At 64.6% G+C, this 16,525-nt stretch carries 14 protein-coding genes and 2 pseudogenes; 11 read left to right on the top strand and 5 right to left on the bottom strand.

All coding sequences use genetic code 11. The features are described 5' to 3' along the window. Positions 1–4: 4 nt before the first annotated feature. The 6 genes and pseudogenes from ABIF91_RS20475 to ABIF91_RS20450 all read left to right on the top strand — a co-directional run bounded on the left by ABIF91_RS20475 (position 5) and on the right by ABIF91_RS20450 (position 6,482). The gene (locus ABIF91_RS20475; protein ID WP_424579336.1) at positions 5–916 is read left to right on the top strand and encodes a fumarylacetoacetate hydrolase family protein; all 912 of its coding nucleotides are present in this window, start codon (positions 5–7) and stop codon (positions 914–916) included. Between the two features lie 90 nt (positions 917–1,006). Further along, positions 1,007–1,618: a glutathione S-transferase family protein gene (locus tag ABIF91_RS20470; protein ID WP_028180658.1), complete on the top strand. Its 612-nt coding sequence runs from the start codon at positions 1,007–1,009 to the stop codon at positions 1,616–1,618. Between the two features lie 14 nt (positions 1,619–1,632). Further along, positions 1,633–2,499, top strand: a pseudogene (locus tag ABIF91_RS20465) (MBL fold metallo-hydrolase); the annotation flags it as partial. Between the two features lie 212 nt (positions 2,500–2,711). Further along, the gene (locus ABIF91_RS20460) at positions 2,712–3,869 is read left to right on the top strand and encodes an alpha/beta hydrolase (RefSeq protein WP_028180659.1); all 1,158 of its coding nucleotides are present in this window, start codon (positions 2,712–2,714) and stop codon (positions 3,867–3,869) included. A gap of 65 nt (positions 3,870–3,934) precedes the next feature. Continuing rightward, complete coding sequence (mbfA, locus tag ABIF91_RS20455; RefSeq protein WP_028180660.1) at positions 3,935–4,906, top strand: iron exporter MbfA; 972 nt, start codon at positions 3,935–3,937, stop codon at positions 4,904–4,906. A gap of 103 nt (positions 4,907–5,009) precedes the next feature. Then, positions 5,010–6,482 (top strand): amidase, encoded by a 1,473-nt coding sequence (locus tag ABIF91_RS20450; protein ID WP_028180661.1) that lies wholly within the window; start codon positions 5,010–5,012, stop codon positions 6,480–6,482. A 176-nt stretch (positions 6,483–6,658) separates the two neighbouring features. Here the strand turns inward: ABIF91_RS20450 and ABIF91_RS20445 are convergent. The 3 genes from ABIF91_RS20445 to ABIF91_RS20435 form a co-directional block, all read right to left on the bottom strand. Beyond that, positions 6,659–7,601 (bottom strand): IS630 family transposase gene (locus tag ABIF91_RS20445; RefSeq protein ID WP_100213571.1). Its coding sequence is split into 2 segments (ribosomal slippage): positions 6,659–7,264 and positions 7,266–7,601, totalling 942 coding nucleotides; the frame shifts between segments, so codons are not numbered across the junction. A 188-nt stretch (positions 7,602–7,789) separates the two neighbouring features. Continuing rightward, positions 7,790–8,878, bottom strand: coding sequence for a Zn-dependent alcohol dehydrogenase (locus ABIF91_RS20440; protein WP_424579335.1), 1,089 nt, complete (start codon positions 8,876–8,878; stop codon positions 7,790–7,792). A gap of 63 nt (positions 8,879–8,941) precedes the next feature. Further along, a complete protein-coding gene (locus tag ABIF91_RS20435) occupies positions 8,942–10,726 on the bottom strand; it encodes an acyl-CoA dehydrogenase family protein (RefSeq protein ID WP_035669591.1) in 1,785 nt (594 codons plus the stop codon). 221 nt (positions 10,727–10,947) lie between these two features. Here ABIF91_RS20435 and ABIF91_RS20430 point away from each other — a divergent pair, with 221 nt between their 5' ends. The 3 genes from ABIF91_RS20430 to ABIF91_RS20420 all read left to right on the top strand — a co-directional run bounded on the left by ABIF91_RS20430 (position 10,948) and on the right by ABIF91_RS20420 (position 12,948). After that, positions 10,948–11,649, top strand: coding sequence for an SDR family oxidoreductase (locus ABIF91_RS20430; RefSeq protein ID WP_028179592.1), 702 nt, complete (start codon positions 10,948–10,950; stop codon positions 11,647–11,649). Positions 11,650–11,881: 232 nt separating this feature from the next. After that, complete coding sequence (locus ABIF91_RS20425) at positions 11,882–12,712, top strand: enoyl-CoA hydratase (RefSeq protein ID WP_028179593.1); 831 nt, start codon at positions 11,882–11,884, stop codon at positions 12,710–12,712. A 65-nt stretch (positions 12,713–12,777) separates the two neighbouring features. Continuing rightward, positions 12,778–12,948: an RNA polymerase sigma factor region1.1 domain-containing protein gene (locus ABIF91_RS20420; protein ID WP_035669588.1), complete on the top strand. Its 171-nt coding sequence runs from the start codon at positions 12,778–12,780 to the stop codon at positions 12,946–12,948. An 84-nt stretch (positions 12,949–13,032) separates the two neighbouring features. Here the strand turns inward: ABIF91_RS20420 and ABIF91_RS20415 are convergent, their stop codons facing one another. After that, a complete protein-coding gene (locus ABIF91_RS20415; protein ID WP_028179594.1) occupies positions 13,033–13,656 on the bottom strand; it encodes a GNAT family N-acetyltransferase in 624 nt (207 codons plus the stop codon). Between the two features lie 69 nt (positions 13,657–13,725). Then, positions 13,726–13,929, bottom strand: a complete 204-nt coding sequence (locus tag ABIF91_RS20410) for a DUF1127 domain-containing protein (RefSeq protein WP_028179595.1) — start codon at positions 13,927–13,929, stop codon at positions 13,726–13,728. Between the two features lie 110 nt (positions 13,930–14,039). On the opposite strand from ABIF91_RS20410, the pseudogene ABIF91_RS20405 reads away from it, so the two are divergent. Together ABIF91_RS20405 and ABIF91_RS20400 are read left to right on the top strand one after the other, a co-directional pair. Further along, positions 14,040–14,938 (top strand): annotated as a pseudogene (locus tag ABIF91_RS20405) (transcriptional regulator GcvA). A 141-nt stretch (positions 14,939–15,079) separates the two neighbouring features. After that, positions 15,080–16,411: an MFS transporter gene (locus tag ABIF91_RS20400; RefSeq protein ID WP_424579334.1), complete on the top strand. Its 1,332-nt coding sequence runs from the start codon at positions 15,080–15,082 to the stop codon at positions 16,409–16,411. Positions 16,412–16,525 lie beyond the last annotated feature (114 nt).

The raw sequence follows: 16,525 nt of genomic DNA, 5'->3' as shown, positions 1-16,525 counted from the left end.
GAGAATGAAGCTTGTTCGTTACGGCGAGAAGGGTGCGGAAAAGCCCGGCCTGATCGACAGATCCGGTCAGTTGCGCGACCTGTCGGCGCATGTGAAGGACCTCACCGGCGAAGCCTATTCGCCCGAGTCCCTGAAGAAGCTGGCGGCGCTCGATCCCGCCGCGCTGCCCGCCGTTTCCGGCAAGCCGCGGTTCGGCGCGCCCGTCACCGGCATCTCGAAATTCGTGGCGATCGGCCTCAACTACAGCGACCATGCCAAGGAGACCGGCGCCGATATTCCGAGCGAGCCGATTATCTTCATGAAGGCCAACACCTCGCTGTCGGGCCCGAACGATCCGGTCGAGAAGCCGCGCGGCTCGACCAAGCTCGACTGGGAGGTCGAGATCGCCGCCATCATCGGCACCCGCGCAAAGTACGTCTCGGAAGCCGACGCGCTGAACCATGTCGCCGGTTATTGCGTCTGCAACGACGTCTCCGAGCGCGCATTCCAGATCGAGCGCCTGGGCCAGTGGACCAAGGGCAAGTCGCACGACACGTTCGGCCCGCTCGGCCCGTGGCTCGCGACCAAGGACGAGATCAAGGATGTGCAGAACCTGTCGATGTGGCTCGACGTCAATGGCCAGCGCCGCCAGACCGGCTCAACCAAGACCATGATCTTCTCCATGGCCAAGTGCATCTCCTATGTCTCGCAGTTCATGACGCTGCTGCCCGGCGACATCATCACGACGGGCACCCCCGCCCGGCGTCGGCCTCGGCATGAAGCCGCCGACCTTCCTCAATGTCGGCGATGTCGTCACGCTCGGCATCGAAGGCCTCGGCGAGCAGCGCCAGGAGATCATCGCGGCGTAAGGCGCACGCGCATCACACACCGTCGTCATGCCCGGGCCTGCCCCGGGCATCCACGTCTCACAGTCTGACCACGCGGCGACGCGTGGATGGCCGGGTCAAGCCCGGCCATGACGGAGGAGACACCGTTCGCACAAGATCGATTGCAGGGAATAGTCCCCATGAAGCTCACCTTCTCCCCCGCCTCGCCCTTCGCCCGCAAGGTGCGCATCGCCGCCATCGAGCTCGGGCTGATCGACAAGATCGAGTTCGTGCCTGCGGCCGTGACGCCGGGCACGGCCAACGAGGATTATTCGCGCATCACGCCGCTGAAGAAGCTGCCGGTGCTGATCACCAATGACGGCGACGCGATCCTGGATTCCTACGTCATCGTCGAATATCTCAACGAGATGGCCGGCGGCAGCCTGATCCCGGATTACGGTCCGCGGCGCTGGAAGGCCAAGACCAACCATTCGCTGATCAACGGCATGCTCGATTCGATGCTGCTGTGCCGCTACGAGAAGATGGTGCGGCCGCAAGGCCTGCAATGGCAGGCCTGGTCGGACGACCATTGGAACCGGGCCTGGACCGGCATGGCGCGCTTCGAGAACATGCCCGACGTCCTGAACGGCCCGTTCGACATCTCGCAGATCGGCCTCGTTTGCGTGCTCGGCTATGCCGACTTCCGCTTCGCCGATTGCGGCTGGCGCAAGGCCTATCCGAAGCTCGACGCGTTCCACCAGAAGATGCTGGAGCGGCCCTCGGTCAAGATCTCCGTGCCGCCAGCGGCATAATCCCGGGAGTTCTCATGAGCCTCACATACTCGGTCGGCGATCTCACCATCCATCGCATCATCGAGCAGGAAGCCCCGTTCTTCCCGGCGCTGGAGTTCATTCCCGGACTGACGGCAGAGGTGATGGCCGAGAACCGGGCGTGGATGCGGCAGGCCAAGGCGCTGGACGAGCAGGACGTGTTGCTGCTGTGCTTCCAGTCCTATGTGGTGAAGACGCCGCACCACACCATCCTGATCGACAGCTGCATTGGCAACGACAAGTCGCGGCCGCAGCGGCCGAAATGGCACATGAAAACCGACGATACCTATATGCGCGGGCTGAAAGCCGCCGGCGTCTCGGTGGACGACATCGACTTCGTGATGTGCACGCATCTGCATGTCGATCACGTCGGCTGGAACACGCGGCTCGAGAACGGCCGCTGGGTCCCGACCTTCCCCAAGGCGCGCTACGTCTTCGCCAAGCAGGAGTTCGACTATTGGTCCGAGCAGAACGCGAAGGCGGAGGTCCCGCCCTTTGCCGATAGCGTGCTGCCGGTCGTCGAGGCGGGACGCCATGAGTTCGTCGGCAATGATCACCAGATCGGCGATCACGTCCGTATCCTGCCGACGCCGGGTCATACGCCGGGCCATTCTGCGTTCACGCTCGGACGCGACAAGGACGATGCGGTGTTCTCCGGCGATCTCATGCACTCGCCGCTGCAGGCGCTCTATCCGGAGCTGTCGATGAAGTTCGACGTCGATCAGGCTACGGCGGCGAAGACCCGTCGCAGCTTCCTGGAGCGCTATTGCGACACCGAGACGCTGTGCTGCACCGCGCATTTCCCCTCGCCGTCGGTGGGAAGGATCAGGCGCAAGGGCAGCGGATTCGTTCGCGGCGGTGTGATCTGGCGCGGCTCGCGCCGCGAACTCCCATCCTCCCTCGGAGGGGGAGGATCGGTTCGCATGCAGCGAAGCGAAATGCGAATCGAGGTGGGGTGACGGTCTCTCCTCGTTGAAACTGCCCGTGTTGAGAGATCACCCCGCCCCGCTCGCGCTTCGCGCGATCGACCCTCCCCCTCCAGGGGAGGGTAAAAGACCGTCAAGTGGAGGAAACGATGACCGCACTCCCCGACATTCCCCTGCCCGCCGGAATCCGCTCGCGCACCATCGACGGCATCAACGGCTTGCGGATGCATGTGCTGGAGGCCGGCTTCGAGACCAAGGGGCGGCGCTGCATCCTGCTGCTGCACGGCTTTCCGGAGCTGGCGTTCTCCTGGCGCAAGATGATGCCGGCGCTGGCCGACGCAGGTTATCACGTGATCGCGCCGGACCAACGCGGCTATGGGCGCACGACGGGATGGAGTGCGGAGTACGACGGCGATCTCGCGCCCTTCTCGCTCTTCAACCTCGTGCGTGACGCGCTCGCGCTGGTGTCGGCGTTCGGCTACAGGCAGGTCGATGTGGTCGGGCATGATTTCGGCAGCCCGGTCTCGGCCTGGTGCGCCTTGATCCGGCCTGACGTGTTTCGTTCGGTGACGATGATGAGCGCGCCGTTCGGCGGACCGCCGCCACTGCCGTTTGGCACCGTCGACATGCCGGCAAAGCCGGCCAAGCCTGCCGCCGAGGACCCCGTCCATCGCGAGCTCGCCGCGCTACCGCGGCCGCGAAAACACTATCAATGGTACTACTCGACGCGCGAGGCAAACGCCGACATGCACCGCGCGCCGCAGGGTGTGCATGATTTCCTGCACGCCTATTATCATCACAAGAGTGCGGACTGGACCGACAACAAGCCCTATCCGCTGCAATCGTGGTCGGCGCATGAGCTGGCGAAGCTGCCGACCTATTACGTGATGGACCTGAACGAGACCATGGCCGAGACGGTTGCGAAGGAGATGCCGTCGCCGGCCGCGGTCGCCGCCAATCACTGGCTGCCGGACCGCGATCTCGCCTATTACAGCGCCGAATATGGCCGCACCGGATTCCAGGGCGGCCTGCAATGGTATCGCTGCGGCACGTCGGGCGCCTTCAACAACGAGCTGCAATTGTTTGCCGGCCGCAGTATCGACGTGCCCTCCTGCTTCATCTCGGGCAAGCAGGACTGGGGCACCTATCAGCGCCCGGGCGTGTTCGAGACGATGCAGAGAAGCGCATGCACGAAGATGCTCGGCTGCCATCTCGTCGACGGCGCCGGCCACTGGGTCCAGCAGGAGCAGCCGGCCGAGGTCACCCGATTGCTGCTGGACTTCCTCACCAAGACTGGCCCCGCCTGATTTGACCAGGGAACCACAGCGCCCTATATAATTTAGAATCGTTCTAAATTGATGACAGGGCGGCCGTGAAGAATTTTGCCGATCTGACCGAGCGCGAGGTGCTGGCGGTTGCGATCTCCTCCGAGGAGGAGGACAGCCGGATCTACATGACCTTCGCCGAGGATCTGAAGGAACGCTATCCCGACTCCGCGAAGCTGTTCGAGCAGATGGCCGAGGAGGAGCGCGGCCATCGCCACATGCTGCTGGAAACGTACGAGCAGCGCTTCGGCCAGCATTTGCCGCCGATCCGCCGCGAGAACGTCAAGGGCTTCCTGCGCCGCCGCCCGATCTGGCTGACCAAGAACCTGCCGCTCGACACGATCCGGAAGGAAGTCGAGACCATGGAGCTCGAGGCCGAGCGCTTCTACGTCAAGGCCGCCGAGCAGGCCGAGGACGTCAACGTGCGCCGGCTGCTCGGCGACCTCGCCGAAGCCGAGAAGGCTCATGAGCATACGGCCGCAAAACTCACTGACGAGATCCTGAAGCCCGACGTGCGCGCCGAGGAGGACCGCACGCGCCGGCGGATGTTCGTGCTGCAATATGTGCAGCCGGGTCTTGCCGGCCTGATGGACGGATCGGTCTCGACGCTCGCGCCGCTGTTTGCGGCCGCCTTCGCCACGCATCAGAACTGGCAGACGTTTCTGGTCGGTCTCGCCGCCTCGATCGGCGCCGGCATCAGCATGGGATTTGCGGAGGCGCTGTCCGATGACGGCTCGCTGACCGGGCGCGGCTCGCCCTGGCTGCGCGGCGTTACCTGCGGCGCGATGACGACGCTCGGCGGGCTCGGCCACACCGCGCCCTATCTGGTACCGGACAGCTGGCCCAACGCGTTCTGGATCGCGACCGCCATCGCCTGTGTCGTCGTGTTCTTCGAATTGTGGGCGATCGCCTTCATCCGCTCGCGCTACATGGACACGCCGTTCCTCCAGGCCGCGTTCCAGATCGTGCTCGGCGGCGCCATCGTGCTGGCGGTGGGGATCGTGATCGGGGCGGCGTAGGAGACACACTGTCCCACTGACATATCAATCGCGATCAAACGGCGGTTGCGACGTTCGGCCAAACTGCGCATCATCCTCCAACAACCAGAGCGGGAGAAGCGCCGTGGCGAGGTCGGAATGGAGTTTCAAGAGTGCGGTCGAGCTGTCGGCCGCATTGAGCGCGAAGAAGGTCTCCGCGGTCGAGCTCACGCAGGATGCGATCGCCCGTATCGAGCGCCACGACGGCAGGATCAATGCGATCTGCGTGCGCGATTTCGGGCGCGCCCTCGTTGCGGCGCGCGAGGCGGACGCGGCGCTGGCGCGCGGCGAGCGCAAGCCGCTGCTCGGCCTGCCCGTGACGATCAAGGAATCCTTCAACGTCGCCGGCCTGCCGACCACCTGGGGGTTCGTGCCCCAGAAGGATTTCAAGCCTGTGGAAGACGCGCTGGCGGTGACCCGTATCAAGCAGGCCGGCGGCGTGATCCTCGGCAAGACCAACGTGCCGGTCGGCCTCGGCGACTGGCAGAGCTACAACGACATCTACGGCACCACCAACAACCCCTACGATCTCGGCCGCACGCCGGGCGGATCGTCCGGGGGATCGTCCGCAGCCCTTGCCGCGGGCTATTGCGCGCTCGCCACCGGCTCCGACATCGGCGGCTCCCTGCGTGTGCCGGCTTTTCATTGCGGCGTCTTCGCGCACAAGCCGACCATCAATCTCTGCGCGGCGCGTGGCGAAACCCCGCCGCCGTTTCCGGCCATTCCGCGCGAGGGCGACCTCGCCGTCATCGGGCCGATGGCGCGCACGGCAGCAGATCTCTCCCTGCTGCTCGACGTCATGGCCGGACCGGATCCACTGGATGCCGGTGTCGCCTACAAGCTCGACTTGCCAGCTGCACGGCATCAGTCGCTGCGGGATTTTCGTGTCCTGGTGATCGACAGCCATCCGCTGCTGCCGACCGACCGGGATGTCCGCGGCGCGATCGAGAAGCTCGCAACCGATCTTGCGAAGGCCGGCGTGACCGTCGCACGAGAGAGCCCGCTGCTCCCGGACTTCGTGGAGACGTCGCGGCTTTACATGCGCATGTTGCTGAGCTTCCTCGGCGCATTCTTCCTGCCGGATGAGCTTGCGGATGCGCAGGCCCGGGCGAGCCAGCTTTCGCGCGAGGATCGCAGCCTCGGCGCAGAGCGACTGCGTGGCATCACCGCAAGCCACCGCGCCTGGGTGCTCGACGCAGGCAGCCGCGCTGGCCTGCGGGCGCAATGGCGCGCGCTGTTCAAGAGCTTCGACGCGGTGATCTGCCCGATCATGCCGACGCCGGCCTTTCCGCATGACCATTCGCCGGACCAGAGCCTGCGGCGTATCAGCATCGACGGCAAGGATTATCCCTATTCCGACCAGCTCGCCTGGCCGGGCGTCGCGACGCTTCCGGGCCTGCCTGCAACGGCCGCTCCGCTCGGTTTGACGAAGGATGGCCTGCCGGTCGGCGTCCAGATCGTCGGCCCGTGGCTCGAGGACCGTACACCGCTGAAGCTCGCCGAGCTGATTGAGCGCGAGTTCGGCGGGTTCGTGCCGCCGAAGAGGTTCGATGATTGATGCGTCACTTGTCGCGGTGAGTTAGGGCAAGCCGTCCTCACACTCCGCTGTCATGCCCCGGCTTGACCGGGGCATCCAGTACGCCGCGGCGGGACACAAGTCCCGCCGCGGCGTACTGGATCGCCCGGTCAAGCCGGGCGATGACACCGTGACGGCCGCTAGAGAGCATGATGTCTTTACACGGAAACATAGCCTGAGTTTTTGAAGTAGTTGGTGCACTCCTCCTGGGAGAAGAGATCGAGGAGTTCACCAACCTTCCGCCAGGTTGCCTCCACGTCACGAGGTTCTGCGGATCGCATGAGGTGTTTGAGTTTGGCGAAGACCTGCTCGATCGGGTTGAGGTCAGGGCTGTAGGGCGGCAAGAAGATAAGGTGGGCTCCTCTGGCGCGGATAGCTTGGCGAGCCGCTTTGCCCTTGTGGCTGCCAAGATTGTCGAGAACGACGATCTCGCCCGGTGCGAGGGTGGGTGCCAACACCTTCTCGACGTACAGCGTGAAGAGTTCACCATTGATGGGACCATCAATCACCCAAGGCGCACTGATCCGATCATGACGCAGCGCCGCGATGAAGGTCATGGTCTTCCAATGGCCGAAAGGTGCAGATGCTTGGAGGCGCTGCCCACAAGGCCCCCAGCCGCGTAGCGGCGCCATATTGGTCTTGATCCACGTCTCGTCGATGAAAACCAACCGCGTGACGTCAATCCTGCCTTGATGCGCTTTCCATCGGGTCCGCTTACGGGCGACGTCTGGGCGATCCTGCTCGGCTGGTAGAAGCGTTTTTTTTGAAGCTGAGCCCCTCGGCGTGAACAAAAGTCCACACCGCCCGCACGTCTGTCTTGATCCCCCGTGCAGCCAGCTCCTGCGTCAGCTTGCGCAAGGTGAATGGCCCCGAGCGAATGCGTTTGCGCAGCCAGTCGGCGTTGGCATCCGACAGAACCCGCTTCTTGTGGCCGCCGATCTGGCCGGGCGCCAGGCCTCCGGTATCACGCCTTAGGTTCTTCCACTTCGTCACGCACGAGGGGCTGATCTGTAGCGCCTCTGCGATCGAACGAACCGTCTCGCCCGCGTCAGCGCGAGCCAAGGCGCGTTCACGGATGTCTTCCGAATAGGGGCGCGTCATCCATGCTGGCCTCCGCACTCCAGCATGGAGCTTGAATCAGAAATCGCCCGCTCTGGGAACCCCGATTCCAGTCAAAAACATCACGCTCTAAAGCATGATCCGGAAAAGTGCGCAGCGGTTTTCCGAAAAGATCGTGCTTAAACAACAACCTAAAGCGCGATGACGATTCATCCTAATCGCATCGCGCTTTAGCTATCGAACACGATCACGCTGCGCAGCGTCTTGCCCGCCTTCATGTTGGCAAAGCCCTCGTTGATCTCGCTCAGCTTCAGCTTGGCCGAGATCCAGTCCTCGAGGTGCAGCCGGCCGCGCAGATAGAAATCGACCAGGCGCGGCATGTCGACGCGAAAGTGATTCGAGCCCATCGAGGAGCCCTGGATCCTGCGCTTGCGCAGGAAGTCGAAGCCGTGCAGCTCGATCTTCTGGCCGAACGGGATCATGCCGACGATGGTGGCGGTGCCGCCCGATGCGAGCATGCCGAAGGCCTGCTCGGCGGTCTCCTTGCGGCCGAGCACCTCGAAGGAATGATGCACCCCGCCATTGGTGAGATCGCGGACCTGCTTCACGACGTCACCATCCGCCGGGTTGATGATATCGGTCGCCCCCAGCTTGGTCGCGAGCTGAAGCTTGGCCGGATTGGTGTCGATGGCGATGATGCGGCCAGCGCCGGCGATCTGCGCGCCGTTGATCGCGGCCATGCCGACGCCGCCGCAGCCGATCACCGCCACGGTCTCGCCGGCCGTCACCTTCGCCGTATTCACCACCGCGCCGTAGCCGGTGATGACGCCGCAGCCGATCAGCGCGGCGAGATCGAGCGGCATCTCCTTCCTGATTTTGACGATGGCGTTCTCGTGCACCAGCATCTGCTCCGCAAAGGAGGAGAGGTTCAGGAACTGGTGCAGCTTTTCCGGCTTCGACCATTGCATCCGGTTGGAGACGCCCGGCAGCATCTTCACCGTGGTGTCGGTGCAGAGCACGGTGCGACCGGTGGTGCAGTTGTCGCAGGTGCCGCAGAACACGGACAGGCAGGTGACGACGTGGTCGCCCGGCTTGACGTAGGTGACGTCCGAGCCGACCTGCTCGACCACACCGGCAGATTCGTGCCCGAGCACCGCGGGCAGCGGATGCGGATAGAGCCCTTCCATGAAATGCAGGTCGGAGTGGCAGAGGCCGGCGACCGCGGTGCGGATCAGCACCTCGCGTGGACCTGGCTTCGGCAGGCTGATGTCCTCGATGACGAGCGGCTGGTTGACTTCATGGAGGACGGCGGCCTTCATCGGTGTTTCCTCGTTGTTATGTTTATCGTTGCGGGCAGACTTCACCTCTCCCGAAGGGAGAGCCTACGCTGCCAGAACCAGTTCGCCAACCTCGCTCATGCTGCCTGCGCGATCGCCGAGCAGCAATGCGGCGATCTTCGCTTGCGCGGCGTTTTCCGTCAGCCGGAACGGATCGCTCGGCAACACCCGATGATCGATGACGAGGCGCGACAGCAGCAAGCGGCGCGCATCGCCGCGCATGTCGTGGATGCGATGCGCCTCCCAGGCGAGCGCGACCGCGCTCGCGACATGATAGAGCAGGCTGGTGGCGCGGCGAGCATCCGCCTCGTTATCGGACCTGCCCGCGACCTCGCGCGCGAAGCCGACGGCGCGATCGGTGAGACCGCGCAGATGGTCACGCCAGGCCTGCGGCACGGAGGCGCTGTCGTCGAGCCGGGCGTGCAGATCGGCCGCGAGCGCGGACTCCGCGCCGTGACGGCCGACCGCGCGCCGCAGCGCATCGATGGCCACGATGTTGCCGGTGCCCTCCCAGACCGAGCCGAGATGGGCATCACGCAGCAGGCGGGCGGTGGCGAATTCCTCGATATAGCCGATGCCGCCGCGCATCTCGAGCGCATCGCCACAGACCTTTCGTGCATCGCGCGTGGCGCGGAATTTCAGCGTCGGGGTGAGAATGCGCAGGAGCGCCGCCGCATCCTGGCTGCCGGCTTCGGCGCGATCGAGCGCATCGGCGGTGAGAAAGCTCATCGACAGCGCCTGCTCGACCGGCAGCATGATCTTCAGCATCTGCCGCCGTCCCAGCGGCAGGTCGATGATGCGCTGGCCGAACACGACGCGATTGGTCGCCACCGTCATCGCGTCATGATAGGCGCGGCGCATCAGTGCCGTCGATTTGACGCCGTTGGAGAGCCGCGAGGAGTTCACCATCTCGGCCATCTGCACGAAGCCGCGGTCGAGCTTGCCGACCGCATAGGCGATCGCGCCTTCGAGCTTGATCTCGCCCGAGGCCATCGAACGCGTGCCGAGCTTATCCTTGAGGCGCACGATCCGGTAGTGGTTCTGCGAGCCGTCGTCGAGAAAGCGCGGCATCAGGAACAGGCCGACGCCGCGCGTGCCGGGGCCCGCGCCTTCAGGACGCGCCAGCAGCATCACGACCTTCGCGTCCGCATTCGAGCAGAACCATTTTTCGCCGTAGAGGCGCCAATGGTCGCCCTCCTGGACCGCGCGCGTGGTCAGCGTGCCGACGTCGGAGCCGCCCTCCTTCTCGGTCATGAACTGGCCGCCTTGCGTCAGCTTGCTCATGTCGGTCGAGGTCAAGCCGTCGAGATATTTTGCCTTCAGCGCCTCGCTGCCGAAATTCGCCAGCAGCTTGGCGCAGCCGTCTGTGACGTTGATCGGGCAGCCCATGCCGAATTCGGTCTGGTTGAACAGGAACGTGAAGGCGTGCTTGGCCACCACGGGATATTTGTCCGGCCAGCCCATGATGCCCTTGCGGATCGAGAGCGCGTGGATGCCGAACTCGCCGAACGCAGCGTTCTCCAATTCGCGATAGGCCGGGTGGTATTCGATCCATTGCATGTCGCGGCCGAACTTATCGCGCTGGTGCAGAATGGGCGTGTGCCGGTCCGCGAGCCGCGCACATTCGTCGAGATGGCCGCCGGCGAGCGCGCCGAGACGATCGAGATGCGGCTCGATATGACGGAACAGCGGGTCCGGCAGATGGATGCGCAGGAGATCGGCCAGCGCCGGATCGGCGCGGTAGAAATTCATGCCTGACGTATCGGGCGCCAGCAGGCCGGATGGTGCGGCCGCGACATTTTGTGGCTGCGCTGTGACCGGCTTGTGCATGATCGTCCTCTTCGTTTCCGTCCGACGGCAATTCTTTGCGCTTGCCGCTTTGGATGATGTCGATCATGCTCCAGTCGCGGACAGCGATAAAGCCGCAAATTGTCAGGGAGGCATGATCGCCGTGGAGGAGCAATTCGCTCTGCGGAACTGTCATCGTCCCGGCTGGTTCTTCGCACAGCCCATGCATAGATCAGCGGCTCCTGCTTCCGAGAGATCACGCCATGGAACATCCGAAATACAAGATCGCCCTCATCGTCGGTGCCGGCGAAGGCCTCAGCGCCTCGCTGGCGCGGCTGCTCTCCGCCCAGGGCATCCGCGTCGCGCTCGCCGCGCGAAAGATCGAGAAGCTCGGCGCGCTCTGCAGCGAGACCGGCGCCAAGGCCTATGCCTGCAACGCCACCGAGCCCGACGAGGTGGAGCGGCTGTTCGGCCTCGTCGAGCGCGAGATCGGAACGCCCGACCTCGTCGTCTACAATGCCAGCGGCCGTACGCGCGGGCCTTTCATCGAGCTCGTTCCGGCCGACGTCGCGCAGGCGATTGCGGTCAGCGCCTATGGCGGCTTTCTGGTGGCGCAGCAGGCAGCCAAGCGCATGCTGCCGAACAAGCACGGCGCGATCCTGTTCACCGGCGCCTCCGCCAGCGTCAAGGGCTATGCGCAGTCGGCCCCGTTCGCGATGGGCAAGTTCGCGCTGCGCGGACTCGCGCAGAGCATGGCGCGCGAGCTATCGCCACAGGGCATCCATGTCGCCCATTTCGTCATCGACGGCGGCATCAAGAGCGCGGCGCGAACCGAACCGGCGGACAAGCCGGATTCGATGCTCGACCCCGACGCGATCGCACAGAGTTATTGGAACGTGCTGCAGCAGCCGCGCAGCGCCTGGAGCTGGGAGCTGGAGCTGCGGCCCTGGGTCGAGAAGTTTTGAGGCAATAGTTTGAGGCAATAACGTCACAACAGCCGTCATTGCGAGCGAAGCAAAGCAATCCAGAAGGCTGACCCTCACCCTGAGGAGCGCGCCAGCGGCGCGCGTCTCGAAGGGCGAGGCCACGGTCCGGGCCTTCATCCTTCGAGACGCGCGTTCCGCGCTCCTCAGGATGAGGAGCATAAAGGCTGGATTGCTTCGCTTCGCTCGCGATGACGAAAGAAAGGGAGGCGACATGACCACGGAAACCATCATCGACACCGGCACCAGTGAACTCCTCTGCGTCGTCCGCGACCGCGTCGCGATCATCACGCTGAACCGGCCGGAGGCGCGCAATGCGCTGTCCGATAACCTGACGCCGGCGCTGCGCACGATGATCCGGACCTGCGGCGAGGATCCCGGTGTCGGCGCGCTGCTGCTCACCGGCGCGGGCGAAGCGTTCTGCGCCGGCGGCAACATCAAGGGCATGGGCGCACATCGCGACAAGGCGAAGCTCGACATGTCCTTTGACGACAAGGTTGCCGACCTTCAGGAGCGGCAGCGGCTGCTGACCGGCGCGCTGGTGTCGGTGCGCAAGCCGACCATCGCCGCGCTGCCCGGTCCCGCGGTCGGCGCCGGGCTCGCCATCGCCATGGCCTGCGATATCCGCATCGCCGCGCAATCCGCCTTCGTTGCGACGGGCTATGCCCGCATCGCGCTCAGCGGCGATTACGGCATCGCCTGGCTGCTCACCCGGCTGGTCGGCACCGCGCGGGCGCGCGAGCTGATGTTCACCGGCGATCGCGTCGATGCGGCGCGTTGCGAAGCCATCGGCCTCGTTAACCGCGTGGTGCCTGATGACAGGCTGCAAACCGAGGCCTTCGCGCTGGCCAGATCGCTCGCGGAGGGTCCGCGCCTGGCGCTGCGCTACATGAAGGACAATCTCGACGAGGCCGTGCTGTTCGACTTCGAAACGGCGCGCGACCACGAGGCTGAGCGACTGATCCGCCTGACCACGACCGCCGATCACAAGGAGGCGGTGCAGGCCTTCATAGAGAAGCGGAAAGCGGTGTTCACGGGGAAGTAGGGGCTACGCGCTCCGAGCCATCAGATCATTCCATAAAGTAGGGGCCCTACTCTAAGGAGCGCTGAATGGATTGGTCTGAGGTGGTCCGGAAAGTCGCCATACTGGCGGAGAAGACGGGCTACGTTACGTTCGATCAACTCAACGAGCTGATACCGTGCGCCGAGATCGAGCCTAAAGACCTTGAGACCCTGCTCGCCGCCTTAAGCGAGCGTGGTATTTGGATCTCAGAGGAATAGGCCGTCGCTGTCGCGAAGTGCAATTGGGCTCGTATTGAAAAAAAAAGCCCGGCTCTGGCTCCGCCAGGCCGGGCTGCAGTGGTGTCAGGCCGAGGCTGAGGGGCTGTCGGTCTGACGGGAAAGGGCGGCGAGGCGCCAGCTTGCGCAGGGAATGTCCCTGGGCGCGACGCTGATCTCCTTGTCGAAGCGCACCAGCTTCCAGTCGTCGGGATGGTTGACGAAGGCGAAGCCGGATTTGCGCGCGAGCGCGACCATCGCCTCGTTGGAACGCAGCGTGTCGCCGAACATGTGCTCGGCTCGAAGCGCGGCGGCGCGGCATTCGAGGTTCTTCATCAGCGCGGTGGCGATGCCGTGGCCCTGCCAGCGGTCGTCGACCGACAGGCCGAACTCGAGCGTCGCGGTCTCGGCATGGAACGCGTAGCGCGCTTCGGCCACGATGGTCTCGAAGCCGTCGACCATCATGGTGGCAACGATCGTGAAGCGCTCGCCCTCGCCGACCTGAAGGAAGTCATGCAGCAGACCCTGCGGCAGCTCGCTGATCGCGCCGAAGAAACGGTTGTAGCGGGAACGGGTCGAGAGCGAGCGGACATAGTGCTGGAGCTCGTCGGTGTCGCGCGGCTCGACGAAGCGAACGTTGAGCGCCGTGCCGTCGCGGGTGCGCAGCCTATCCGAATATTGCTTCAGGTCTTCGAGGCGAAGGATGCTCATGGCACATGCCGTGCGGATAAAGGGACCGCCGGCGCCCCCACAGTCGGGCGGCGCCGGCCTGGCGGCCAATCAGGCCCGCCAGAAGGGTTTGTCGGCCTCATAGGCGATGTCGGACCAGGACAGCCCGACATCATGGAGGTCGCGGGCGGTCCAGCTGGTCAGCTCACGCCTCGTGCGGTAGCGCTCGTGCCAGACGTGAAGCGTCTCGCCGATCTGCTGGATCAGGCCTGGTGCATGATGATTTGTCATCGAATTGTCGGTCAAAGTAGACATTTTCAGCTCCTGGAGCTAAGGTGACCCCTAATATCTGCTTCCTATCGCGCTGCGACAAACGACAATTTGTACCTCTTCGCATGAAATAACATCATGTATCCTGTTGCCAAATGACTGCCAGATTGCCGTCCCTGAATGGATTGCGGGCGTTCGAGGCTGCCGCGCGCCATCTCAGCTTCACGCTGGCAGCCAGCGAGCTGAACGTGACCCAGACCGCGATCAGCCATCAGATCCGCAGGCTGGAGGAGGAGCTCGGCATCCGCCTGTTCATCCGGCAGAACCGCGCACTGGCGCTGACGCCGGAAGCGCGCGACTACCTCCCGGGCGTCCGCGCCGCCTTCAACGACCTCCGGCTCGCCACCGATCGACTGCTGCGCAAAGAGGACGACAAGGTGCTGACCGTGTCGACGCTGGCCTCGCTCGCGGCAAAATGGCTGCTGCCGCGGCTGACCGATTTCCAGGAGCAGCATCCCGGCATCGACGTGCGCATCACCACCTCGACAGCCTCGTCGACTTCCAGCGCGACAATGTCGATGCCGCGATCCGCTATGGCCGCGGCCAGTGGCCGGGCGTGCGTGCCGACTGGCTGATGGCGGACGAACTGTTTCCGGTATGCAGTCCGTCACTGCTGCGCGGCGACAAGCCGCTGCGCCAGCCTGAGGATCTGCGCAACCATCCGCTGCTGCACACCTCGAACGCCAACAGCGACGACTGGCGGTTGTGGCTGACCGCGGCGGGCCTGCCGGCCGATATCGCGCGGCATCCGGGCATCACCTTCGACATGATCTTCATGACCATCCAGGCCGCGATCGACGGCATCGGCGTGGCGATGGGACGGACCTCCTACGTCCAGGACGACATCGCCAAAGGCCGGCTCGTCGTGCCGTTCAAGATCGCGCTGCCGGCTGACGCCGGCTTCTACCTGGTCGCGCCGGAAGGCCGTCGGGAGGTGCCGAAGCTTGCTTCGTTCCGGCAATGGCTGATTGCTGCAACGCAAAATAAGGCCTGAAAAATCAGCAGCTTCCTCCGCAAAACGGATTGACTCGCCACGCCTCGCGCGGGAAGGGGTATGGCAGATTGTCGCAGCATCAATCTGTCGCCTTGCCGTGAATGATTCCCGGTCCGGCCACGTCTGAAGGGGAGCAACGTCATGGCTGGACCAGCCGCCTCAACCAATCCGCCCGCCATCAAGTCGCGCGTCGGCGCGATCCTGCGCGCCACGTCGGGCAACTTCCTCGAGCAGTTCGATTTCTTCCTGTTCGGCTTCTACGCCGCCGCCATCGGCAAGGCGTTCTTCCCCTCGACCAACGAGACCGCCTCACTGCTCAACACTTTCGGCGTGTTCTGGCTCGGCGCCTTGATGCGCCCCGTCGGCGCCATCGTGCTTGGTGCCTATATCGACCGCATCGGCCGCCGCCAAGGACTCATCGTCACGCTCGGCATCATGGCCTTCGGCACGATCGTCATCGCGTTCTGCCCGAGCTACGCGACCATCGGCATCGCGGCGCCGATCATCGTGCTGATCGGCCGGCTGCTGCAGGGCTTCTCGGCCGGCGTCGAGCTCGGCGGCGTGTCGGTGTATCTCGCGGAAATCTCGACGCCCGGCAATCGCGGCTTCTACACCTCGTTCCAGTCGTCGAGCCAGCAGGTCGCGATCTTCGTGGCCTCGATCCTCGGCTACATCCTCTCCGAGGTGATGCCGGCCGACACCATGGCCGCCTGGGGCTGGCGCATCCCCTTCTTCGTGGGATGCCTGATCATTCCATTGATCTTCCTCCTGCGGCGGACGCTGGAGGAGACGCCGGCCTTCCTCGCCATGAAGAAGCATCCGACCGCGAACGAGGTGTTCGCCTCCGCGCTCGCCAACTGGCGCATCGTCGTCCTCGGGATGATGATCGCGATCCTGACCACGACGACGTTCTACTTCGTCACCGTGTACACGCCGACCTTCGGCAAGACCGTGCTGAAGCTGTCGACGCATGACGCGCTGCTGGTCACGCTGCTCGTCGCGGTGGCCAACTTCATCTGGAATCCGGTCGGCGGCGCGCTCTCCGATCGCATCGGCCGCAAGCCGGTGCTGATCACGATCGCCTGCCTGTCGCTGGTGACCGCCTACCCGGCATTGCACTGGTTGGTGGCGGCGCCGACCTTCGGCAAGCTGCTCGCGGTCGAGATGATGTTCTCGTTCTATTTCGGCGTCTACAGCGGCACCATGTTGGGTGCCCTCGTCGAGATCGTTCCGGCGCATGTCCGCACCACCTGCTTCTCGCTGGCGTTTGCGCTCGCCGCCGCCCTGTTCGGCACCTTCACGCCGTTCGCCTCGACGTGGCTAATCGAGCGGACCGGCGACAAGGCCTCGCCCGGCTTCTGGCTGATGTTCGCCGCCCTGCTCGGCATCATCGCGGCCTCGACGGTGTATCGCGGCGGCGGCAAGGTGGCGCCGGCCTATGATGCGGTGCCGGAGCCGGTGGCGGGGCGTTAGGACGGTGTCATTCCGGGGCGCCTCGAAGAGGCGAGCCCGGAATCCATTTCTCCCAGCATTTCTGTCGCACGATGGATTCCGGGCTCGCGCTACGCGCGCCCCGGAATGACGGCG

Origin of the sequence: Bradyrhizobium sp. USDA 241 (assembly GCF_049739505.1) — a bacterium.
Taxonomy (GTDB): Bacteria; Pseudomonadota; Alphaproteobacteria; order Rhizobiales; family Xanthobacteraceae; genus Bradyrhizobium; species Bradyrhizobium liaoningense.
Note: the sequence above shows the minus strand (reverse complement) of the source record. Positions and strands in the feature narration are given on the sequence as shown.

Bases quoted from the DNA above. Each gene is read 5' to 3' on its own strand.
- ABIF91_RS20430 (WP_028179592.1), top strand. From the start codon at position 10,948: ATGGAACATCCGAAATACAAGATCGCCCTCATCGTCGGTGCCGGCGAA.
- ABIF91_RS20425 (WP_028179593.1), top strand. From the start codon at position 11,882: ATGACCACGGAAACCATCATCGACACCGGCACCAGTGAACTCCTCTGC.
- ABIF91_RS20460 (WP_028180659.1), top strand. From the start codon at position 2,712: ATGACCGCACTCCCCGACATTCCCCTGCCCGCCGGAATCCGCTCGCGC.
- ABIF91_RS20400 (WP_424579334.1), top strand. From the start codon at position 15,080: ATGGCTGGACCAGCCGCCTCAACCAATCCGCCCGCCATCAAGTCGCGC.
- ABIF91_RS20440 (WP_424579335.1), bottom strand. From the start codon at position 8,878: ATGAAGGCCGCCGTCCTCCATGAAGTCAACCAGCCGCTCGTCATCGAG.
- ABIF91_RS20420 (WP_035669588.1), top strand. From the start codon at position 12,778: ATGGATTGGTCTGAGGTGGTCCGGAAAGTCGCCATACTGGCGGAGAAG.
- ABIF91_RS20435 (WP_035669591.1), bottom strand. From the start codon at position 10,726: ATGCACAAGCCGGTCACAGCGCAGCCACAAAATGTCGCGGCCGCACCA.
- ABIF91_RS20410 (WP_028179595.1), bottom strand. From the start codon at position 13,929: ATGTCTACTTTGACCGACAATTCGATGACAAATCATCATGCACCAGGC.
- ABIF91_RS20475 (WP_424579336.1), top strand. From the start codon at position 5: ATGAAGCTTGTTCGTTACGGCGAGAAGGGTGCGGAAAAGCCCGGCCTG.
- ABIF91_RS20415 (WP_028179594.1), bottom strand. From the start codon at position 13,656: ATGAGCATCCTTCGCCTCGAAGACCTGAAGCAATATTCGGATAGGCTG.
- ABIF91_RS20470 (WP_028180658.1), top strand. From the start codon at position 1,007: ATGAAGCTCACCTTCTCCCCCGCCTCGCCCTTCGCCCGCAAGGTGCGC.